The 22,401-nt window shown below is 46.2% G+C and carries 16 protein-coding genes; 9 read left to right on the top strand and 7 right to left on the bottom strand.

From position 1 onward, the window contains the following. Positions 1-2: 2 nt before the first annotated feature. The gene (locus tag V1467_RS09895) at positions 3-449 is read right to left on the bottom strand and encodes a TlpA disulfide reductase family protein (RefSeq protein ID WP_416308619.1); all 447 of its coding nucleotides are present in this window, start codon (positions 447-449) and stop codon (positions 3-5) included. A 501-nt stretch (positions 450-950) separates the two neighbouring features. Here V1467_RS09895 and V1467_RS09890 point away from each other — a divergent pair. After that, positions 951-3,536 (top strand): TonB-dependent receptor plug domain-containing protein, encoded by a 2,586-nt coding sequence (locus tag V1467_RS09890; RefSeq protein WP_416308618.1) that lies wholly within the window; start codon positions 951-953, stop codon positions 3,534-3,536. A 133-nt stretch (positions 3,537-3,669) separates the two neighbouring features. On the opposite strand, the gene V1467_RS09885 is transcribed toward V1467_RS09890, so the two are convergent. Then, a complete protein-coding gene (locus V1467_RS09885) occupies positions 3,670-5,520 on the bottom strand; it encodes a M2 family metallopeptidase (protein ID WP_416308617.1) in 1,851 nt (616 codons plus the stop codon). Between the two features lie 230 nt (positions 5,521-5,750). On the opposite strand from V1467_RS09885, the gene V1467_RS09880 reads away from it, so the two are divergent. From V1467_RS09880 to V1467_RS09865, 4 genes are all read left to right on the top strand, one after another. Further along, the gene (locus V1467_RS09880) at positions 5,751-6,434 is read left to right on the top strand and encodes a TetR/AcrR family transcriptional regulator (RefSeq protein ID WP_416308616.1); all 684 of its coding nucleotides are present in this window, start codon (positions 5,751-5,753) and stop codon (positions 6,432-6,434) included. A gap of 12 nt (positions 6,435-6,446) precedes the next feature. Continuing rightward, positions 6,447-8,777, top strand: a complete 2,331-nt coding sequence (locus tag V1467_RS09875) for an acyl-CoA dehydrogenase (RefSeq protein ID WP_416308615.1) — start codon at positions 6,447-6,449, stop codon at positions 8,775-8,777. A gap of 342 nt (positions 8,778-9,119) precedes the next feature. Next, positions 9,120-10,127, top strand: coding sequence for a beta-N-acetylhexosaminidase (gene nagZ / locus V1467_RS09870; protein ID WP_416308614.1), 1,008 nt, complete (start codon positions 9,120-9,122; stop codon positions 10,125-10,127). A 126-nt stretch (positions 10,128-10,253) separates the two neighbouring features. Then, a complete protein-coding gene (locus V1467_RS09865) occupies positions 10,254-11,018 on the top strand; it encodes a helix-turn-helix domain-containing protein (RefSeq protein WP_416308613.1) in 765 nt (254 codons plus the stop codon). Here V1467_RS09865 and V1467_RS09860 read toward each other — a convergent pair. The 4 genes from V1467_RS09860 to V1467_RS09845 are packed head-to-tail and all read right to left on the bottom strand — an operon-like array spanning position 11,015 to position 16,754. After that, complete coding sequence (locus V1467_RS09860; protein ID WP_416308612.1) at positions 11,015-11,530, bottom strand: cob(I)yrinic acid a,c-diamide adenosyltransferase; 516 nt, start codon at positions 11,528-11,530, stop codon at positions 11,015-11,017. The genes V1467_RS09865 and V1467_RS09860 overlap by 4 nt on opposite strands. Continuing rightward, the gene (locus tag V1467_RS09855; RefSeq protein ID WP_416308611.1) at positions 11,527-12,681 is read right to left on the bottom strand and encodes a CsiV family protein; all 1,155 of its coding nucleotides are present in this window, start codon (positions 12,679-12,681) and stop codon (positions 11,527-11,529) included. Before V1467_RS09855 ends, V1467_RS09860 begins: the two co-directional genes overlap by 4 nt. Then, positions 12,678-16,166, bottom strand: coding sequence for a transcription-repair coupling factor (gene mfd / locus V1467_RS09850; protein WP_416308610.1), 3,489 nt, complete (start codon positions 16,164-16,166; stop codon positions 12,678-12,680). The genes V1467_RS09855 and mfd overlap by 4 nt, the downstream gene beginning before the upstream one ends. A gap of 3 nt (positions 16,167-16,169) precedes the next feature. After that, positions 16,170-16,754, bottom strand: coding sequence for a PilZ domain-containing protein (locus V1467_RS09845; protein WP_416308609.1), 585 nt, complete (start codon positions 16,752-16,754; stop codon positions 16,170-16,172). A 128-nt stretch (positions 16,755-16,882) separates the two neighbouring features. On the opposite strand from V1467_RS09845, the gene V1467_RS09840 reads away from it, so the two are divergent. From V1467_RS09840 to V1467_RS09830, 3 genes are read left to right on the top strand one after another with little or no spacing between them, the layout of a single operon-like run. Then, entirely contained in the window at positions 16,883-18,091 is a 1,209-nt protein-coding gene (locus tag V1467_RS09840; protein ID WP_416308608.1) for a lipoprotein-releasing ABC transporter permease subunit, read from the top strand. Between the two features lie 6 nt (positions 18,092-18,097). Further along, positions 18,098-18,802, top strand: a complete 705-nt coding sequence (lolD, locus tag V1467_RS09835) for a lipoprotein-releasing ABC transporter ATP-binding protein LolD (RefSeq protein WP_416308607.1) — start codon at positions 18,098-18,100, stop codon at positions 18,800-18,802. Beyond that, positions 18,795-20,033: a lipoprotein-releasing ABC transporter permease subunit gene (locus V1467_RS09830; RefSeq protein ID WP_416308606.1), complete on the top strand. Its 1,239-nt coding sequence runs from the start codon at positions 18,795-18,797 to the stop codon at positions 20,031-20,033. Before lolD ends, V1467_RS09830 begins: the two co-directional genes overlap by 8 nt. Here V1467_RS09830 and V1467_RS09825 read toward each other — a convergent pair. After that, the gene (locus V1467_RS09825) at positions 20,030-20,554 is read right to left on the bottom strand and encodes a DUF2062 domain-containing protein (RefSeq protein ID WP_416308605.1); all 525 of its coding nucleotides are present in this window, start codon (positions 20,552-20,554) and stop codon (positions 20,030-20,032) included. The two genes, V1467_RS09830 and V1467_RS09825, sit on opposite strands and share 4 nt — an antisense overlap. Before the next feature lie 286 nt (positions 20,555-20,840). Here V1467_RS09825 and V1467_RS09820 point away from each other — a divergent pair, with 286 nt between their 5' ends. Beyond that, entirely contained in the window at positions 20,841-22,388 is a 1,548-nt protein-coding gene (locus tag V1467_RS09820) for a methyl-accepting chemotaxis protein (protein ID WP_416308604.1), read from the top strand. Positions 22,389-22,401: the final 13 nt, after the last annotated feature.

The following is a 22,401-nucleotide window of genomic DNA, read 5'->3' as shown; positions in this document are numbered from 1 at the left end:
GATCATTCCGTTTGGTTAAGTAATGTCAGTAATTCATTTTGGTAGCGAGATTGTTTGCTGGTGAAGAATCCTTGATGGTTGAAGCGAATATTACCTTTTCGATCAATCAGATAACTGCTCGGCATGCCGAGTAATTGATAGCGTTTGGCGATATCCCCTTCGGGATCAAATACAATCGGAAACTGAACCGGGAAATGTTGCAAAAACTGTTGGGCTAATTGGCTGTCATTATCGAGATTGACCGCCAATACCACCAGGCCCTGATCTGCATATTGTTGCTGCATATCGTTCATCCAGGGAAAAGACTTGCGACAGGGTTTGCACCACGAAGCCCAGAAGTCGAGATACACAACTTTGCCCTTCAAGCCGGCAAGAGAGGTCACGTTGTCGATTGATTTAACTGGAAAATCCGGCGCCTGTTGCGCCATCGTCAAATCACTAAAACACATCAATATAACCATAAGCAAGTATCGCAAAATAGGCACTCCATACATCGATATGGCAGTAACTCTATAGTGCAATACTTAAAGATTTCTTAAGACGGGTGAATATTTTTGACAGCACATCAATGGGCTTGATTCTTACCTGTTATGTTGGAATTTTTATTCTATAAAAGTGAATAATTAATTATTTTATTAATTATCAAATGCAAAGAAATTTATATTCTGTGAAATGTTAAATTTAACAGTTATTACAATTAATTAATCCCAAAATTAGCGATGTGGAAATTGGCTGTTTGCTTGATGGCTTGATTAAAAGGTAGATATATATTGGCTTTCATTTGCAACCTTTAAATTATAAACCTATAAATAAAGAGCGTTCTTTTTTATGTTTATCAGGCAGTGAAATAAACAAATCAAGGTGCGTTAAATTAAAAATCAGTTATTAAATAACAAATATATAAGATTGATTTTAAACAACAAAAATAAAATACTAGGATGAAAACAATAATGAATACCCGTATAAAAACGCTATCTACCTGCATTCACAAAGCATTGGCTGTATCCGCATGTACTGGCCTGTTAGCCGCCCCCGCAGTATTTGCACAAACATCTGAGCCCGCAGCGGCGGATGTAGAAAAAATTGCCATCGTCGGTACCCGTTCCGCGCCGCGGTCGGTCGGTGATTCTGCTGTACCACTGGATATTATCGGTGGTGAAGAATTCGCCAGCCAGGGGGCTACCGATATCGATAAAATGATGAGCGCAACGGTGCCTTCGTTTAATGTCAATGACCAGTCAATCAATGACGCTTCAACTTTAGTACGCCCGGCTAACCTGCGTGGCCTGGCTTCTGATCAAACACTTATTCTGGTTAATGGTAAGCGTAAAAATCGCTCTGCGGTGATTACCTTTTTAGGTGGCAGCTTATCCGATGGTGCGCAAGGACCGGATATTTCTACTATTCCATCTATCGCGTTGAAACAGGTTGAAGTCCTGCGGGATGGTGCCGCAGCCCAATATGGTTCGGATGCGATTGCCGGAGTGATCAACTTTGCCTTGAAAGATGACGCTGACGGCGGCAGTTTTGAAGCCAGATATGGTTCGTTTTATGAAGGTGACGGCGACATGATGCAGTATTCAGGTAATGTCGGCTTGCCACTTTCAGATGATGGTTTTGCCAATTTTAGTTTTGAATACCGTGAAGCTGATCCGACTAGCCGCAGCGTGCAACGACCTGATGCCGCCGCAATCGCGGCTGCCGGAAATAATGATGTACCTAATCCGGCCCAGATTTGGGGTAATCCGGAAATTAAATATGATTACAAAATGTTGCTAAATACCGGTCTGGATCTGGGTAAGGATAAAGAAGCCTATATGTGGGCCAGTTGGTCCGAACGTGAAGTGGAAGGCGGTTTTTATTATCGTAATCCCCATACGCGGGGCGGTGTATACTCGAATGATGAAGGGGAAACCTTGCTAGTAGGCGATCTGACGCCTAATGACGGAGTAGGTTGCCCAACCGTTGCTATTGTCGATAATGCACCTGATCCGGCGGCGTACGCACAATTACAGAGTGATCCTAACTGTTTTGCCTTTAATGAAATGTTCCCCGGCGGATTTACCCCTAAATTTGGTGGCGTGGTATTTGATGCATCTATCGTGATGGGTACTAAGGGTGAGTTTTCTAACGGTATTTTATATGACGTCAGTGCTTCATTGGCGCGCAGTGAGGTCGAGTTCTCGATTTCCAATACGGTTAACCCTTCATTGGGGCCGGATACTCCAACTGAATTTAGTCCGGGCCAATACAATCAGATTGAGAAAAACTTGAATCTGGATTTGTCCTATCCTCTAGCTGTGGATGGCCTTGCCGAGCCAGTTAATATCGCCGGTGGTCTGGAATGGCGGCGTGAAACCTTTGAAATTCAACCCGGTGATCCCGCTTCTTACGAGGTTGGATTGTTGGCTTATGATCCGGCCACAGGAACATCGCAGGGATTTGGCATTGGCTCCAACGGTTTCCCCGGATTTAAACCAGAAGATGCCGGCTCCTGGAGCCGTAGTAACGTGGCTGCTTATGTGGATGTAGAAGCCTATTTAAGCGATGACTTTATGCTTGGTGTAGCAGCCCGCTATGAAGATTTCACCGATTTTGGTTCAACCTTCAACGGTAAACTGTCTGCCCGCTTCCAGATGACTGACAGTTTGGCATTGCGTGGCGCCATCAGTACCGGTTTTCGTGCGCCAACAGTAGGGCAAAGCAATGTCCGTAACGTGTCTACGGCATTTAACGCAGGACGCTTGCAGGATCAGGCTACCTTGCCACCGACTCACCCCATTTCAGTGCAAAAGGGCGGCACCCAGCTTGAGCCTGAAGAATCAGTTAACTACAGCATAGGTATTGTGGGCGAGTTTGAAAGTGGCTTGTATGTCACCGTCGATTACTTCAATATTGAAGTGACCGACCGGATCAGCCAGACATCCAGTTTGACCTTAACCCAGGCCGATATTGAAGCATTACTGGCGCTGGGTCAGCGTGACGCGACCAGCTTTACCAGCATTCGTTATTTCACTAATGATTTTGACACTGTTACCCAGGGTGTTGATGTGGTAGCCAACTACAGCATGGAAATGTTTGGTGGCGATACCAAGTTCTCCTTTGCGTTCAATTATACTGATACCGAGGTACAGGATGTGGGTGCCGACGGCACTGTGGGTAATATTGGTGCCAATAAGGTCATGATGCTGGAAGATAACTTGCCGGATACCCGTTTTAGTTTGACCGCCAACCACACCAATGGTGACTGGCGTATACTGGGACGTATTAACTATTATGGCGACTATTTTGAAGACCATCTGGATGACGGAACAGTCGATGCCAGAATTTATCCAGGTTCTGAAACCACTGTTGACGTAGAAGTGGCCTATAACTTTACCGACAATTTAAGTCTGATTGTAGGCGCTCAAAATGCGCTGGATAACGAGCCGGATGATAATCCGCTAGCGGATTGGGCTGGTTCAGCTTATCCGACGACGTCGCCTATGGGTATGAACGGCGGTTTCTACTATGTTAGAGGTGTTTATAGTTTCTAATATGGGAAATGAGTTAAGACAAGTTTAATTTAAGAGGCGCTTAGCGCCTCTTTTTATATATACCCATGTTACTTTGAAACGCGCGATTTGAGGTAGTATGGGTATAAACCAGCCGAGGCTGGTCAATCATTATTTACCAGCCGCAAGTACGACCTTTGTTTTGTTCATCTAGCCAGGTTTTCAGCGGTGCAAAATAATCCAGCACTGCGGTGGCATCCATTTTAGGTGAGCCGGTCAGGGTTTGTAATGCATCCTGCCAGGGTTTGCTTTGACCCATCTTCAGCATGTTGTTAAGTGCTTCGCCAGCCTTTTTGCTGCCATAAATAGAACAACGGTGAACCGGACCTTTATCACCTGCAATTTCGCATAAGGCTTTATGAAACTGGAATTGAAGGATATGGGCCAGAAAATAGCGGGTATAGGGCACATTGGCAGGTACATGATATTTGGCGCCCGGGTCAAAAGCATCGGCAGGGCGGTCAACCGGGGCTTTAACTCCCTGATATTTCTCACGTAACTCCCACCAGACTTTATTGTAATCTTGCGGAGCAATCTCTCCGGACAACACTTTCCAGCGCCACTGATCAACCATTAAGCCAAAAGGTAAAAAGGCGATTTTATCCAGCGCAACCTGCATTAGCATGCCGATATCATTGGATTCATCCGGGATTTGTTCGATCAGGCCAATCTGTTTTAGATATTTAGGGGTAATGGACAGGGCAATAGTGTCACCAATAGCTTCATGAAAACCGTCATTTGCCGACGTTCGATAGAGCATGGGTTCGTTCTTGTAGGCTCGTTGATAGTAGTTGTGCCCCAATTCATGATGGATAACGTTGAACTCTTCGCCGGTTTTCTGGATACACATTTTGATACGCAGATCGTCTTTATCGTCCAGGTCCCAAGCCGAAGCATGGCAAACCACATCACGATCAGCAGGTTTAGTAAACAGCGAGCGTTCCCAGAAAGTGTCGGGTAAAGGCTCAAACCCTAATGAAGAAAAAAAAGATTCGGCCTGTTTAACCATTTTAATTTCGTCATAACCTTGTGCTTCCAGTGCCTTGGTCACATCGGGAACTTCCATTTCCTGGCCGGGTTTGACCAGTTCATAAATGTTGCCCCAGGTTTGTGCCCACATATTTCCCAATAAATGGGCGGGAATGGGCTGATCTTGCAATACCACATCTTCACCATAATATTCGCCCAGTTTGGCCCGGACGTGACAGTGCAATGCGTCGTAGAAGGGTTTCACCTGATTCCAGGCGTTGTCCAGCGCTGCAGGGAACTCATCAGCAGGCATATCGTACTTACTACGCCATAGCTCACTGACGTTGGCAAAACCAAGCTCATGGGCACCTTCATTGGCCAGTTCAATTTGTTCTTCAAACATCGCCTTCATTGGTGGAGAAACTTTTCGCCAACCTGTCCAATATTCCAGTAATAAATCCGGATCGCGACTTTTGGCCATAAAAGCTGTCATATCGTTTAGACTGAAGCACTCGTTCTCATTGCGGCAATATTCTCCCTTGCCATACATACCGCTTAACTCAGAACCAATTTGCGCCAAACGTTCGGATTTATCCGGATCAGCAGGTGGAGGCATAGTCAGTGAGTAACGCAGCAAATCGAGCTTGCGTCGAGTATCGTCGTCGACCTCGACATGATTAAATTTAGCCGCTTCCTTGGCCAGTTGGGCGGCTCGACTGGCTAATTTTTCACTTAAATAGGCTTCGACTGCCGCGCTATCGTAATTAATGTTAGTGGCATATATCCAGGATGCCTGAGCGGCAGGAAACTGCATTTTTTCCAGTTCTTTTTGCGATTCTGCCAGAAACACTTTTGCATCTTCGGCAGTCAGCGAACCGGGTTCGCCTACTTCAACCGTTTTGTCTGGCGTTTTAGGTTTTTCCGGTTTCTTGTCCGGGGTACATGCAAACAGTGTCATGACCAGCACGATACCGAGCGTTAATCTATGTTTTATCATTTCCCTTTCCTTATTTGTTTTTTAGTTATGGTTTACAGCTTTTGCAGTATAGCAAATAAAATCCTGCCTACATTTAAGCCTGTAACTGTTGAAAATAGGGCGTTGGCGCAGATTGTCGGGAAGGTTGGTATTGATTAGTTTTTAAGTTAAGAAAAATAATTCAAACGCGCGCTTGAATTTATCCACGAATACTTATAAATTCAAACTTCTGTTTGAAATGGCTGTTTGATATGAGTGTAACAACAAAAAATGAAATTCTGGATGCAGCAGAAGTATTGTTTGCCGAGCACGGGTTTTCTGATACATCCTTGCGGGCGATAACCACCAAAGCATCAGTGAATCTGGCTTCGGTAAATTACCACTTTGGTTCCAAGAAAATGCTGATCCAGGAAGTACTGCGTCGTTATCTGGATGTGCTGGCACCGGCGTTGGAAGAGCAACTTAACCGGTTATTGCAGGAATACCCTCAACCTAATATCGAACAAGTTTTCGCCAGCCTTATTGAGCCGCTATTATTGCTCAATAAGGTGCAAAAACAGGGAACGGCTATCTTTGTGCGTCTGTTGGGGCGTGGTTATTCGGAATCCCAGGGACATTTGCGTAAATATATCCAGAACCACTATGGGATCGTGCTCAAGTGTTTTGTTGAAGCGGTACATATTGCGGCTCCGGATCTCCCCAAAAGTGAAATTTTCTGGCGTCTGCATTTCGCCATCGGAACCTTTGTATTCACCATGGCCTCTAGCAAGGCGCTCGGTGAAATCGCATTGGCCGACTACCAACAAGTTGTCAATATAGAGGATATTATCAAACGTTTGATCCCCTATATTTCTGCAGGAACAGTGGCGCCAGTGCCCGCGCCGGTAAAATCTGCAATTGTTTCTAATAATCACTCTGCTCTGGGCATAGTTTAATAAGGTGTAAATATGACTATTTTATTGATTGTTATACTGGCTCTTGCCATTGTGCTGGGCGTCACCGGAATCAGGCGTAACCTGATTAGCAAACCGGTATTTGATATTTTCAAAAAGATTTTGCCGCCCATGTCAAGTACAGAACGAGAAGCCATGGAATCCGGCTCTATCTGGTGGGAAGGGGAGCTGTTCAAGGGGAAACCGGACTGGAATACTTTACACAGTTACGCCAAACCGCGCTTAAGTGACGAGGAACAGGCATTTGTTGATAACCAGCTTGAAACCTTATTGGCGATGCTGGACGACTACAAAATAGTGCATGAACATAAAGATTTGCCTAAACCTGTGTGGGACTACCTGCGCAGTGAAGGTTTCTTCGCGATGATTATTCCCAAATCATACGGTGGTCTGGAATTTTCCGCTATTGCCAGCTCGACTATTGTATCGCGTATTTCCAGCCGGTCATTGAGCTGTGCGGTTACCGTAATGGTGCCAAATTCCTTAGGTCCTGGTGAACTGCTGATGCATTATGGTACTCAGCAGCAAAAAGACTTTTGGCTTCCACGTTTAGCTGATGGTACCGATATTCCCTGTTTTGCACTAACGGCGCCTGAAGCGGGTTCCGATGCCGGTGGTATCCCTGATACAGGCGTGGTGTGCAAAGGCATGCATGAAGGCAAAGAAGTGTTAGGGCTAAAACTCAACTGGGACAAACGCTATATCACCTTGGCACCTGTTTCTACGGTATTGGGATTAGCGTTTAAAATGTACGATCCGGACGGGTTGCTGGGCGATAAAGCCGAGTTAGGCATAACCTGTGCGTTGATCCCGACCAGTCACGAGGGCGTCAATATTGGTGATCGTCATTTCCCTGCGGGCATGGCATTTATGAACGGTACCACTAGCGGTAGCGATGTATTTATTCCGCTGGAATGGATTATTGGCGGTCCGGATTATGCGGGACGGGGCTGGCGTATGCTGGTTGAGTGTTTATCTGCCGGTCGCGGTATTTCATTACCGGCCCTGGCGACGTCTACCGCCCATTTGTCAGCACGCACGACAGGTGCCTATTCAGCTATTCGTAAGCAGTTTGGCTTGTCCATAGGCAAATTTGAAGGTGTGCAGGAAGCCATGGGGCGTATTGGTGGTTTAACTTACACGCTCGAAGCAATGCGTACTATGACTGCAGGCGCGATCGATTTGGGTGAAAGCCCGTCAGTGGTGACTGCAATAGCCAAATACCATATGACCGAAATGGCACGTGAATTACTCAACGACGCAATGGATATTCACGCCGGTAAAGGAGTGCAACTGGGGGCGATGAATTATCTGGGTCACCAATATTTTGGCACCCCGGTCGCCATTACTGTGGAAGGGGCCAATATCCTGACCCGTAATTTGATGATTTTCGGTCAGGGCGCCACTCGTTGCCATCCGTATGTTATTGCCGAAATGGAAGCAGCGGCAAATCCGGATAAAGAACAGGCGCTGAAGGATTTTGACAAGCTATTGATTAACCATATTGGTTTTGCCACCAAGAACTTCTTTGGTTCACTGTTTCAAGGCTTAACCGCAGGGCGTCTTAATGGCGCGCCTGTATCCGGTATTACAGGATCTTATTACAAACAGCTGACGCGTATGTCGAAAGGTTTGGCCTTATCTGCTGATTTCTCCATGCTGATTTTGGGTGGTGATTTGAAACGCAAGGAAATGATATCAGCCAGGCTGGGTGATGTATTAAGTCAGTTATATATTGCATCCTGTATTCTTAAGCGTTACGAAGATGATGGCCGACAGGTGGCTGATTTACCTTTTGTCCAATACGGACTTGAGCGTTGCCTGTTTAAAATAGGTGTAGCGTTTGACGGATTCTTGCAGAACTTTACCAACCGCTTGGTGGCACGGGTATTGAAATGGGTTATTTTCCCTTATGGTATCAACTATCAAATGCCTAAAGATGATGTAACCCAGCAGGTGAGTGACGCATTAATGCAACCTGGCGTGGCCAGAGAGCGTTTAACCCACTTATGTTACGTCGGCAAAGACGAAAACGACGCTATCGGCGTAGTGGAAAATGCGTTCATCGCCATGCATGACGTTGTGGCGATTGAGAAAAAAATCCTGGCGGCGCAAAAGGAAGGGATTATACCGCGTAAAACCATTTTCCAGCAGACTGTATCTAACGCTCTGGATAACGATGTGATTTCTGAGCATGAAGCAGAAAAACTTAAACGGGCGGAAGCCCTGCGAGTTAAAGCAATCAGCGTTGACAGTTTTAAGCCCGGTGAATTGGAAGGAATAAAAAAGCAAAATGAGCAGACTAGCAAACAGTCTGTTGCCTGATTTTTCCTGACAGTATGCAGAACGCCGCGATATTTTAGCGGCGTTTTTTATATCCTGAATTTGAGTTTATCAAGTCGAAAATAGTGAATTGACGGAGAAAAGACTATATTGCAGACAAAAAAGAGCGCGCAAAATGCGCGCCTAAGGCATGTAACTGGAGAATCGGTTACATTATAATCATTTATTAGGACGGTATTGAAGTAAAATTTGGTTTTTTGAGAAAATAATTGTATAGCTGCCAATTTAATTAGGCTAGACAACCCTTCCTCAATATGCACTTTTCAATTCATACCTCATCTTTTATAGTCAACTATCTAACTCTCTCTTTTAATGAAGGTTTTGATGGGCCCGTTAATGCTGGATGTGTCAGCTTGCGAAATTAATGCTGATGAAAAGGAAATACTCGATCACCCCTTGGTAGGCGGCGTTATTCTGTTCAGTCGTAATTATCATGATCAGGCGCAGTTAACTGAACTTGTTCGTCAAATTCGTGAGTATTCCCGTAATCAGGTTTTAATTGCTGTTGACCAGGAAGGCGGGCAGGTGCAGCGATTTAAACAGGGATTCAGTCCCATTCCGGCGATGGGCAGAATTTACAATAAAGCCAGTTCTGATATGGAACTGGCATGTCCCAACGCCGAGATGCTGGGCTGGTTAATGGCGGCTGAAATATTGGCATTTGATATTGATATCAGCTTTGCGCCGGTACTGGATATTTGGGGTGTTTCTGATGTTATTGGCGATCGCAGTTTTCATCCCAAAGAAGGGATCATTATTGAACTGGCCAGCCGTTTTATTCGCGGTATGCATCAGGCCGGAATGAAATCCTGTGGTAAGCACTTTCCCGGCCATGGCAATGTCAAAGAAGACTCACATGTCACCACACCTGTCGATAAGCGCTCTGCTGAACAAATTATGACTAGCGATATGCGCATATTTGCAGAAATTCATCAACAGGGATTACTTGATGCTGTGATGCCTGCCCATGTTGTTTATCCAGCCGTAGATAAACTTCCTGCCGGATATTCGTCTAAATGGATCCGTGAAATATTGCGCAAAAAGCTGGATTTTGACGGGGTGGTTTTCTCCGATGATCTGTCAATGCAAGGAGCAACAAGTGTCGGAAACTTTGCCCAGCGTGCCAAAGCTGCCATGCAAGCGGGCTGTGATATGGTGTTGGTATGTAATGATCGGGCGGGAGCCATCCAGGTGTTAGACGGTTTACCCATCGATTATCAGGCCAGTGATCGTTTAAAGACTATGCAAAAGGGCCCTAGCCCGGATATGGGGCAGTTACAGCTTTCACCAAGATGGCAACAGGCGCAACAATTAATCGCGAAATTTAATTAATCGGGTTTATCTCCGGTTAATTAATTTGAATTCCAGTAAATTCATTGAAATTTGTTAATATTCATCTTTTTATGCCAGCTGTAATACTTAAGACTAGCCATAAAAATCAACTACTTAGGATATAAAATGATGAAATTTGGCGAACGGCTAAAACAGCTTAGATTACAACAGGAATTAACCCAGCCTGAGCTGGCGGAAAAAGTTGGTATGGAGCAATCCTATTTATCCAAATTGGAGAATGACAAATCCATACCATCAGCGGAAATGTTTGAAGCAATATTAAGTATCTTTGCTATTTCTCTGGATGATTTTTTAAGCAAACTTTCTCCTGTCGGGGTGAATGCGCTTAAAAGCATTCCCGCCGTGCATGCCTGGCAATTTCATCGGCAACAAATGCAACAGGGTAATAGAACCAAATGGTTACAGCGATACGCGATAGCTTGCGTGATTGGCTTAACTTGCGTTTTAGCCGGCGCGAACCAGTTAGTTTTTGATAACATTATCTATCAATATATGTCTCCAGGCGTGGTAAAACCGGGCGAATCAAAAGAAATTTTTAACAACTGGCGGGATAGGTTTGTTGCCAAAAAAATGGAGTACGCCTTTACTCATGGGGGCAGGGATGCTGAGTTAATTAAACAGCAAACTCATACCGAGCTTGAGATGATTAATCGGCGGGATGAATACTATATGGTGTCAAATACCTACCGGGGCGATACCTACAATATCAGTATTGCGCAACAGGGATCCCGTACTTTTCATTTGCTAGGTAGCAAAGACATTAGACATATTGGTAATAATGCGTTGATATTGCTAGGAATATTAGCGCTTCTTGCTGGTGTTTTCGGTTATTTTAGTGACTGGCGCTCACAGCAAAACTTGCCTCACTAGAGCCTTAACTCAGCGGTCCCGCAATCAAGGTTAATTTTACGTGCCAATACGTAAAAATAATCGGATAGCCTGTTGATATAACTTAAATTTAAATCTGCCACCTGGTGCTGTTCGGTTAGCCTGACCAAACAACGTTCGGCACGTCTGGCTACCGTGCGGCAAATATGCGCCTGACTGGCTGCAACACTGCCCCCGGGTAAGATAAAGCTGGATTGCGCAGGCAAGGAAGCCTGCATATTGTCGATAGCCAGTTCCAGTTTGGCCAGATCCTGATCTGACAGCTGACTGGTGGCCGAAATAGCAAAACCAATCTGGAACAAGGCGGTTTGGATTTCGTTCAGTAGGCCAGGTGAATGTTCCGCTAATAGTGCACTCAACATACCGGTATGAGCATTGAGCTCGTCAAGTGTGCCATAACATTCCAGTTCATCAGCCGACTTTTTCAAACGCAATGGTTTATCGGCATAAATCTGGGTTTCGCCTTTATCGCCCCCTTTGGTGTATATTTTCATTGCGTTTCCTGCTCGGGTGGGCGTTCCGGAATGTTATAACGGCGTATTTGTACAATCATACCGAAGTAGGGATGATCAAAATAATGCAGCTCCTGGCTGATCACCCGACGTAATTGATCAAAAGGATAGCTGTATAAAAACTGTTCCGGAGCCGCGTTGATTCTGATGCCTGAACGGGGCTCGCTGTCGTGCTCCAGCACGCCAGGCTGTCGGTAGTTAAAGTGGCTGTCGATATGTAAATAGGGAACCCGGTTGATATATTGCAAATAGACTTTAAACAATCCGTCCAGTTGCCATATCTGTTGTGGAATTTCTCCCGAAAATTCCTGTTGAACAAATTCTTCCTTTTTCTTGATAATGGCTGGCATGCTATCGTTATTTAGCGCCAGCTCGATTTTTTCCACCACATTCTGATTGTGCTCGGCATTGTCTAGCGGGCTATTCAAATTATCGCCGCCCTGATGTTTGAGGACGTTACCCCAGTAATCAAATTCCGATGAATAGTTGTGGCCGGCAAATAAACGAACCGATTTTGCGTTATTTCGTCCAAATACCACTTGCTGACGCCAACCCAGATGCAGCATCGGCTGGACACCTCGCAAACGGACCAGTTGTTTATATACCGAGTTCAGTTCGAGTTGTTCTGCCCCTAGAATATGCGGTCCTGTGGGATAACGTTGAGTTATGCCATTTATATGTACCGGAACATTATCCGGCATAGGAGTGCGCGCCACAGGAGCAAACCAGTCATGCCCATACAGGCAATCCATGCGTTGCATATCGCGCCAGTTTGGTGCAGAGAACCAGTAGGGCAGAGAAAACTCTTGGTCGTCAAGTAGTTTGCTGTTTACAACGGCTCGTCCCTGCTCATCAAGCCAGGCAGGAAAAACCATTTTTTCGGCCATTTCGCATTGGGGTAACATCTGCTCCAGATAGGACAGATCGGGTGCCAATAAAGTGCCCAGTAGATCCCTTGAACGATGTACATCAATAGGTTTGACCACGGGATCGAAGACTTCATCGGTTTGCTCGGCATCCCGGCTGAAAAGGATAACCTCTACATCAAACCACCAGTCTTTCTCTTCACTGATTGCACCGCCACTGACTAAACTGCTTGCCAATAAGGCAAACGGCCATATTTTATTTATCAAGATGCTATCGCCTGCATATTTTGTGAAAACCCTTCCAGCATATCGCTGACTATTTTTATTCTTTGCTGATTGTTGTCGGCCGCAAAGCTTAGCCGCAGTTTTTGTGGCCCGTCCAGCTTAAACTGATTGGAACGAGTCTGGATCAGCTTAATGATGTAACCGGGATCAACTCGGGTATGCTCATTAAATTCGATTATGCCACCCCGAGCATTAGCATCAACTTTTTTAATGCCGATATGTTGTGCAAGTATTTTCATCTCGCTGACCTGAAACAGGTTTTTAGCCGCATCAGGCAGTAATCCGAAGCGATCAATCAGTTCAATCTGGACTTCATTAAGCTCGTTACTGTCTTTCGCGCTGGCAATTTTTTTGTAAAGGGACAAGCGGGTGTTGACGTCGCCAATATAGTCTTCAGGTAACAGTGTCGGTAGCCTGAGATCGATTTCTGTTTGAGTCGCCATAACGGCTTCAAGCGACGGTTCTTTGCCTTCTTTCAAGGCTTTGACAGCCTGTTCCAGCATGTCCATGTATAACGAGAAGCCGACAGTGGCAATCTGGCCTGACTGATCATCGCCGAGTAGCTCGCCAGCACCACGAATTTCCAGATCATGCGTGGCCAGGGTAAAACCGCTGCCCAAATCTTCTGCGGAGGCAATCGCATCGAGGCGTTTTCTGGCATCCTTGGTAATACGTTTTGGATGAGGGGTGAGCAAGTAAGCGTAGGCCTGGTGATGAGAGCGGCCCACACGGCCACGCAATTGGTGCATTTGCGCCAGACCCAGATGATCGGCTCTGTCCATAATAATCGTATTGGCAGAGGGAACATCGATACCGGTTTCGATAATGGTGGTACATACCAGCAAATTAAAACGCTGATGATAGAAATCGGTCATGACCCGTTCCAGTTCTTTTTCGCGCATTTGACCATGACCTATAGCAATGCGGGCTTCCGGCACGATTTCAGCCAATTCCTGGGCGGTTTTCTCGATACTGTCGACTTCGTTGTGCAGAAAGTAGACTTGTCCGCCACGCAGTATTTCACGCATGATAGCTTCGCGAATTAGCTGTTTTTCGCGTTGGTGCACAAAGGTTTTAATTGCCAGCCGTTTGGCTGGTGGAGTAGCTATAATGGATAAATCGCGCATGCCACTGAATGCCATATTCAGTGTCCGCGGAATGGGGGTGGCGGTTAAAGTCAGAATATCCACTTCTGCGCGCAACGCCTTGAACTTGTCTTTTTGGCGTACGCCAAAACGGTGTTCCTCATCAATAATTACCAGGCCCAAATTATCGAATTTAACATCATCCTGCAGCAGTTTGTGGGTGCCGATGACAATATCGACTTTGCCTTCATCCAACGCCGAGATTGTGCCTTTTTGCTCCTTGCCGGAACGGAAGCGCGACATCACTTCAATCCGGAACGGCCAGTTGGCAAAACGATCCTTAAAATTATCATAGTGTTGCTGGGCTAATAACGTGGTGGGTACCAGGATCGCGACCTGCTTGCCATCGTTAGCGGCCAGAAAAGCAGCCCGCATGGCAACTTCGGTTTTGCCGAATCCCACGTCACCGCACACCAGCCTGTCCATCGCGCTGTCTTGTCCCATATCGCTGATAACAGCACTTATCGCCTGTTGTTGGTCCGGGGTTTCTTCAAAGGCAAAACTGTCGGCGAAAGCACGGTATTCATCCCAGTTAATAGGGTACGCGTAACCCGGTTTGGCCGCGCGTTGGGCATACACATCCAGCAACTGGGCGGCAACGTCACGAACTTTTTCAGCCGCTTTGCTTTTTGCCTTGGACCAGGCGTCCGACCCAAGATGATGTAATGGCGCGTGTTCGTTATCCCCGCCACTATAGCGGTTGATAAGATGCAAGGACGCCACGGGCACATAAAGCTTGGCTTGTTTAGCGTATTCAATACACAGATATTCGGTACTTACACCGCCGACATCCAGAGTCTGCAATCCCAGATAACGTCCCACCCCATGATCCAGATGCACCACAGGTTGACCGATAGACAATTCTGCCAAATTGCGGATAACCGCACTTTCGTCGGTGGCCTGGCGTTTATCACGCAAGCGGCGTTGGCTGATTCGATGGCCAAGTAGTTCAGTTTCGGTAACAAATGCCAGTTTTTTACCAGATTGTTCGAGTAAAAAGCTGTGATCGGCCCAACCAACACTAATGCCGAGGCTCTCGTGGCTGTCAAAAAAGGCCTGTAGATGTTGAAATTCTGTCGGCCTGATATCTATTTTAGCCAACAGTTCCAGCAAGCTTTCGCGCCGTCCCTGGGATTCAGCGCTGAACATAATTAATCGACCCTCGGCCTGCCAGTCTTTAATCGCTTGCTGAATCGATGCGGTGGGAACCTTAAGGCCAGGTTTAATCGCGATATCGCCGATAACGGCGGTGCTGAAGTTACTTCTGCCCGGTTTCTCGTCAACAGGTTGGGTCGATAAACTGATCCGCGGCCATAATTTATATTGACCGAACAACTCATCCTGCCGCAAAAATAAATCAGCGGGTGGCATAAGTGGGCGTAACGGATTGTAGCGGTGCTGCTCGTAACGTTCAGTTAAATCCTGCCAGTAAAACTCTATTGAAGGTTTGAGATCGCCTAAATTAATAATCAGCGTATCCTGATGTAAATAATCGAACAGGGTGGCAGTTTGCTCAAAAAACAGCGGTAAATAATATTCGACTCCGGCCGGCATAATGCCTTTGCTGACCTGGTAGTAAACCGATTCCTTGGCATTACTGGCATCAAATTTATCCACGTAATGCTGGCGAAAGCGATTGATAGCGTCTTTGTCGGTAGGGAATTCGTGCGCAGGGAGCAAGCGTATTTTATTGACAGTATCGCCGCCACGCTGAGTTTCCGGATCAAACAGACGGATACTGTCTACTTCGTTGTCAAACAAATCTATCCGGTAGGGCAGTTTCGAGCCCATCGGATACAAGTCGATTATACTGCCCCGGATCGAATACTCACCATGTTCCATTACCTGTGAAACCGACTGGTAACCGGCGCGCTGCATATTGTGACGGAAATCATCCAGATCCAGTTCATCTCCCTGATTAAGTAACAATAAATATTGAGCCAGATAGTCCACTGGTGCCAGACGCAGCAACAGGGTATTAACCGGCACGATAAAAACAGCCGGTTTTGGCTGAGTGAGACGATATAAGGTCTCCAGCCGTTGCGAGATAATATCCTGATGGGGAGAGAAATTGTCATATGGCAAGGTTTCCCAGTCCGGAAACACTTTCACCTGCAAACTCGATGGACGCAGGAAATAGTCCAGTTCCTGCTGCAGTTTAATCGCCGATGGCGTATCTGCAGTGACAATTAAAACCGAGCTGGAACGACTTTGGGCAGCATTGGCAATGGCCATCGCGACACTGCTGCCGTGCAAATTTCCCCAATAGATGTGATCACCCTTGCCTTTTGGCAGGGTGGGAGCATAGATATTTTGTGTCATGTGTTAAGTATGTCGGCGCTTTTTAAGTTGTTGAGTCTGTAAATGTAAACTGGCTCTGACCAGTAACTCCTGATCTTCTTCCCTGATCCGGGTAAAAATAAGCGAGATATGGTACTGCTCATCAACCGCTTGGCAAGCAATAACTTCGGCATAGCAAAAAACGGCAGCCGCTTCTTCGGTTAAAAACAGTTTCAATTCGGCCTGCGACTCGATTTCAAGCGGAGAATTACACACCAGTTTGATACCACCACCACCAAACTCAAGAGTTGTGTAACGATGTGTTTCATCATCCTGTTGCTGTAAAACGATGGACATAATCAGATCAATCTTGCGTGATTGCATCTTCAGAAAATTCACCAGGTCTACTGCCTGTTCGCCCAAATTACGCAAAGGACGCAAGGCGTTGGCTTCGATACTGGATACTTCACAGGCCACCCGGAATTCATAGGGCATATGTTCGGTTAAATCTTGCTGATCGGGTAATACAAAATCACCATCCAGGGGTTTCATATTCACTTTTACAGGATGTTTGATAGTGAAAAATTCATGAAACTGTTGTTGTTTTTGCTGCAGACTTAACTTGTCCATTATTACTCCGCTTGTGTGACCGTGGGCTTACACGTATCATCTTTATCCAATAAGGAAACCATAAGGAAGGTTCACAGGCAAGCAACCCGTGTCATTCCTGAACCTAACTGACCTCAAATTACCCGATTATGTTTCAACCTACCTTTGCATTTATCGGCCTGCGTTATGCTCGTGCCAGTAAAAGTTCGCACTTTATTGCGTTCATTAATTTTTTCTCTGTGGCTGGCATTGCGTTAGGCATGACCGCTTTAATTGTCGTTTCATCGGTGATGAATGGCTTCGAGAGTCAGCTTAAACAACGCATTTTGGGTATTGTTCCACATATTCTGGTCGACAGTGTCGGACAAGCGCAAACTTTCAACCAGCAATTATTGGCCATTCCTCATGTACTGGGAGCCGGCCTGCAAATCGAGGCCGAAGGTTTAATTCAGGGACAACGTGGGTTGCAAGGCGTGATGCTGCAAGGTGTTTCACCACAACCGATGCAGCAGTATTCGGCGATAGCACCTAATATGCTGGTGGGCAGTCTGGATGAGTTGCAGGAAAAACGCTACAGAGTCGTGCTGGGTGTGTCTTTAGCTCGTGAATTGGGTGTGCAAACTGGTGATGAGGTACGGATAATGGTGGCTGGCGCTACGGTATACAGTCCTATTGGCCCAATCCCCAGCCAGCGTAAATTCGTGGTCAGCGGCTTGTTTGACTTAGGCTCGGAGTTGGACAACAAGGTAGTGTTACTGAATATCGATGATGCAGCACGATTATTGCGCCAACACCGTGAAGATATTGCCCAAACTCGTCTGTTTCTGGATGACGCATTTAATTTCGCCACTGTTATCGATCAAATTGAAGCAGTCGCTGATGTACCCACCCAAAGCTGGCGAGCGCGTGAAGGCGCGTTATTCGATGCAGTCAAAATGGAAAAAAACATGATGGCGCTGATGCTGATGTTAATTGTTGCTGTGGCGGCATTTAACATTGTGTCTGCATTGGTGATGGTGGTGACCGAAAAAAGGGCAGATATCGCCATATTACGTACGCAGGGAATGACTGCCGCGGATATATTACGCATCTTCCTGACCAACGGTTTATATAACGGCATTAAAGGTACCTTACTGGGCTTGACTGGTGGCCTGTTAATGGCAAGCCAGTTAAATAATATTACTTCTATGTTGGGTTTGATTCTGGTGCCCGGTGGCACTGAGTTACCTGTAGTAGTGGAATCACAACAAATTCTTATTATTGTCGGCGTCTCGCTGGCTTTAACCTTCCTTGCCACCTTATATCCGGCATATCGCGCGGCAAATGTCGCACCGGCTTCAGCATTAAGATATGAGTAGTTGAATATGAGCAGTTTATTAACATGTCGTGATCTGTCTAAAAGTTATCAGGAAGGTGCAAGCCGGGTCGATGTGCTTAAACAGGTTAATTTTGAATTGCAGATTGGCCAGCAAGTGGCGATATTAGGTAATTCCGGTTCGGGTAAAAGCACCTTGCTGCATATTCTCGGCGCGCTGGATAGCCCTACAGAAGGTCATGTGTTGTTTAACGGCGAAGATATCTTTGCTTATAGTGCCAAACAGCAAGCTGCCTTCCGTAATCAGCAGTTAGGTTTTGTCTATCAGTTACATCATCTGTTACCAGAATTCTCGGCACTGGAAAATGTTGCCATGCCTTTATTGATTGGCAAGCAGCATATCAGCAACGCAAAGCAACGAGCTGCCGCGATGCTGGAGCGAGTCGGATTAAGCCACCGGCTTGCACACAAGCCATCCCAGTTATCCGGTGGAGAACGACAACGTGTTGCCTTTGCTCGCGCGCTGGTGACACATCCTGCCGTCGTACTGGCAGACGAGCCTACCGGTAATCTGGATGACAAAACGGGTGAAACCATTTATCAGCTTATTGGTGAATTGCGCCAGGACTTTAATACCAGTTTTGTGGTGGTGACCCATGATCGCCAACTGGCCGCTAAACTGGACAAGGTATGGGAGCTGACTAACGGGCACTTGTCCGAGCTGCAGTCGCAAAGTCGGGTGGGCGATGTTTAACTTAAGTTGGCAGCTGGCATGGCGTTTTCAGCGAGATAAGCACCAGAATGGATTTATTTCATTTATTTCTGCCTCGTCGACACTGGGCATTGCGTTAGGCTGTTTTGCGTTGATTGTTATTTTATCGGTGATGAACGGCTTTGAGCAGGCTCTGGAAGAGGAGTTATTAAGTGTTATCCCGCATGGTGAAATTACTGCCGCATCAACCCAAGGGCTGCAAAATTGGCAGGAAATCCGTCAACAATGGAGCCAGGATCCGGATATGGTGTTTTCCCAGCCGGTGATCAAAATGACCGGGCTATTGCAACAGGGCAAGAATATGAAAGCGGTGGAAGTGACTGCTGTCGATCCTGAAATTTATGCTGATAGTCCGCTATTTAACGCCATTAAGGTACCTGACTGGCCGTTATTCCAGAGTAAACCTCACAGTATCATGCTGGGAGAAGGCATAATTCGTGAGCTGGATGTGAAAGTAGGCGATAAAGTGCAGTTACTGTTACCGCAATTTAGCCCGGAAAACCAGCTAATGCCGCCTAAAACACAATGGCTGGAAGTGGCTGGCGTACTGTCTTTGGGAGGTGAGCTGGATAACCATATCGCCTTGATGAACCTGCAGTACGCCCAGGATATTGTCGGGGTGACCACCGGCGCACAAGGCTTGCAGTTTTATTTTAATGATCCCTTTGAGGCTCCACAGCGAATCAGGCAGATAGGTTACAGTCTTGAACAACATGTGTTTATATCCGACTGGACCCGCACCCAGGGGCATTTATATCAGGATATTATGCTGGTGCGTTGGGTAGTCTACGTGGTACTGACGTTAGTGATTGCGGTAGCCTGTTTTAATATTGTGTCGGCACAGATGATGGCAGTGGCGGAGAAGCAAACCGAAATCGCCATGCTCAAAACCATGGGGGCGGAAAACAGCTTAATTATCCGCACCTTTGTATTGCAGGGAGGTGTTAATGGACTGACAGGCACCTTAAGCGGTGCAACACTGGGTGTGTTGTGCGCACTGAATGTCAGCGATATTGCGTTGTTTTTGGAAAAGATTAGCAGCACCCGATTTTTGTCGGGGGATATTTACTTTATCGATTTTCTGCCATCACAACTGCATTGGCAGGATGTGTGGATGACTGTCAGCATTGCTGTGAGTTTAAGTTTGGTGGCGACTATTGTGCCGGCGTTGCGTGCTACCCGAATTCAGCCAGCTCAGGTGTTGGGGCATTAGCCTTGCTGTTGACGGCTCAATTTGCGTTGTTTCCAGGCCTTGGCTACCGAACAACGCCAGACAAGATGTAATCCAAAATAAGCCAGTAAGCCGAAAAATACAGCGCAGACGCCACAACCCACCAGAAAAGCTGGGCCAATGGTTTCCAGACTTTGTACCACCCATTCCCAGCTTAGTTGAAAGTGAAAGGCCATCGGTGGTGTATTGAGCAGCCAGGCTCCGACCAGATAGGCGCCATAAAAAATGGGTGGCATGGTAAAGGGATTGGTGATCCATACGGTGGCCACAGATAAAGGTAAATTCACCCGTAACGGGATGGCAACCGCTGCCGATAACCACATTTGAAAAGGGACAGGCCAGAATGCGAAAAAGACACCAATACCGAAAGCCCCGGCGGCAGAACGGCGATTAAGATGCCATAAGTTTGCGTCATGTAACAAGGTGCCAAATAACGCAATAAACTTGTTTTGCTTTATCGTCTGATGATCAGGGATAAAACGTTTAATCAGTTTTTTAGGCATATATTCCTACATCAATTTTGTGGTGTCAGTTCAATTATGGAACATCTGGCTTGCAAATTTATGACTGTTTAACAGAACGGTATTAAGATTACCGTTTATTAATGCAATATTGCGCGGTGCCGTTATTTTCGATTTCGGAACTGGATTGAAGTTCTATCCGAGGTGAAACGAAAGGCAAGTTTAGGCATTGCGCTGGCGCTTGGCAACACTCAATCATGGTAATTCGAATTTACCTTTACAGCTTGGCTACAATTAATTTAGTAAATCAATAAAGGAACATGAATTAATGCATAAAAATCAAAATGTGGTTGACCGGGAAGTCACGTTTTCAGATAAGGAAGAGTTGATCAGTATTACCGACACCCGCGGGGTTATCCAGTACGTCAACGATACTTTCGTCAAAGTCAGCGGTTATGCGCGTGATGAACTGCTGAACAAAAACCACAATATTGTCCGTCATCCCGACATGCCGTCTGTAGCTTTTAAAGATTTGTGGACCAACCTCAAACAGGGCAAGCCCTGGCGTGGGGTGGTTAAAAATCGCTGCAAAGATGGCCGTTATTATTGGGTCGACGCCTTTGTCACGCCAGTGTATCGGCAGGGCAGTATAGTTGGATATCAGTCAGTGCGGACCAAACTGAGTAGTCAACTCAAAGAGCGGGCTATCGATATTTACAAAAATTTGCACAAACAAAAATCATCCGGGTTGAAAGACTTTTCAATGGGCCACAAAGGCTTGCTTGCCTGTTTGTTGATGGCTGTGGTCTGTGTCGCATCAGTCATCAGTATTGGCTGGTCAAGCTTGCTTCCGGTTATATTAACCGGGGTGATTCTAGCAACGATATTCAGTGCCGAACTCATCAATCTGGCTACTAATACACAACAATTGCAATCTCGCTATGACAGTATCAGTCGCTATATTTATTCCGGTAAAGGGTCAGTTTCTGTGCTGGATTTTGCTGTCAAGATTGCGCTGGCCAAAATCAGGACCATTCTGGGCATGACGCATGCCCAGGGACAGACGTTGCAGAAACTGGCAGCTTCAATGCGCGATTCTTCCCATTCTGCTAAAGCCAGTATCGAGCAACAATCTTTTGAAGTGCAGCAAATCACTGCGGCGATTAACCAGATGACTACCACATCACAGGATATCGCCAAAAATACCGCAAATACTTCGGATAAGGTCAACCAGACGCGAGATAAATGTTCGGATACCAAGGGATTGATTACCAGTAGTACCAGTAAAATACAGGTGTTGGCTGATACCGTCGAACATGCCGCAGATTCGGCCAACAAGCTGGTTGTGGAGGCCGAAAAGGTAGGTGACACCATGAGCGAGATAGAGGCAATAGCAGAACAAACCAATTTATTGGCGCTAAATGCTGCTATTGAGGCGGCCAGAGCCGGAGAGCAGGGGCGCGGATTTGCGGTAGTAGCCGATGAAGTTCGGGCACTATCTTCGCGTACCCAACAATCTACGACTAATATTCATAAGAATCTTGAAGGCATGCAAAAAACCATTCAGGAATGGGTCAATGTAATGCAGGAAAGTAAAAGCCAGGCTGAAGGCTGTGTGGTGAATGCGCAAGAATCTGCGGTTGCGATTAACGATATTCTGGAGTTGATGAACGAAGTCACTGAAAACACCCTGCAGATTGCCACGGCAACCGAACAACAGGAAAATGTCTGTGACGAGATTGGTCGCAATATTGAACGGATCTCCGAAGTGTCAGAAAGTACCTTTTCTAGTGCCGAGAAGGTCGACCATATTGCCTCTGAACTCAGTAAAGAAGTCGATCAACTGGCTTCCTTATCCAGAACTTTTGAGGAATAAATCCAACTTGCTA

Origin of the sequence: Neptunicella plasticusilytica (assembly GCF_047922965.1) — a bacterium.
GTDB lineage: Bacteria > Pseudomonadota > Gammaproteobacteria > Enterobacterales > Alteromonadaceae > Neptunicella > Neptunicella plasticusilytica.
The sequence above is the reverse complement of the archived record's forward strand: the minus strand, read 5'-3'. Positions and strand labels throughout refer to the sequence as shown.

Bases quoted from the DNA above. Each gene is read 5' to 3' on its own strand.
- V1467_RS09895 (WP_416308619.1), bottom strand. From the start codon at position 449: ATGTGTTTTAGTGATTTGACGATGGCGCAACAGGCGCCGGATTTTCCA.
- V1467_RS09890 (WP_416308618.1), top strand. From the start codon at position 951: ATGAATACCCGTATAAAAACGCTATCTACCTGCATTCACAAAGCATTG.
- V1467_RS09885 (WP_416308617.1), bottom strand. From the start codon at position 5,520: ATGATAAAACATAGATTAACGCTCGGTATCGTGCTGGTCATGACACTG.
- V1467_RS09880 (WP_416308616.1), top strand. From the start codon at position 5,751: ATGAGTGTAACAACAAAAAATGAAATTCTGGATGCAGCAGAAGTATTG.
- V1467_RS09875 (WP_416308615.1), top strand. From the start codon at position 6,447: ATGACTATTTTATTGATTGTTATACTGGCTCTTGCCATTGTGCTGGGC.
- nagZ (WP_416308614.1), top strand. From the start codon at position 9,120: ATGGGCCCGTTAATGCTGGATGTGTCAGCTTGCGAAATTAATGCTGAT.
- V1467_RS09865 (WP_416308613.1), top strand. From the start codon at position 10,254: ATGATGAAATTTGGCGAACGGCTAAAACAGCTTAGATTACAACAGGAA.
- V1467_RS09860 (WP_416308612.1), bottom strand. From the start codon at position 11,530: ATGAAAATATACACCAAAGGGGGCGATAAAGGCGAAACCCAGATTTAT.
- mfd (WP_416308610.1), bottom strand. From the start codon at position 16,166: ATGACACAAAATATCTATGCTCCCACCCTGCCAAAAGGCAAGGGTGAT.
- V1467_RS09845 (WP_416308609.1), bottom strand. From the start codon at position 16,754: ATGGACAAGTTAAGTCTGCAGCAAAAACAACAACAGTTTCATGAATTT.
- V1467_RS09840 (WP_416308608.1), top strand. From the start codon at position 16,883: ATGTTTCAACCTACCTTTGCATTTATCGGCCTGCGTTATGCTCGTGCC.
- lolD (WP_416308607.1), top strand. From the start codon at position 18,098: ATGAGCAGTTTATTAACATGTCGTGATCTGTCTAAAAGTTATCAGGAA.
- V1467_RS09830 (WP_416308606.1), top strand. From the start codon at position 18,795: ATGTTTAACTTAAGTTGGCAGCTGGCATGGCGTTTTCAGCGAGATAAG.
- V1467_RS09825 (WP_416308605.1), bottom strand. From the start codon at position 20,554: ATGCCTAAAAAACTGATTAAACGTTTTATCCCTGATCATCAGACGATA.
- V1467_RS09820 (WP_416308604.1), top strand. From the start codon at position 20,841: ATGCATAAAAATCAAAATGTGGTTGACCGGGAAGTCACGTTTTCAGAT.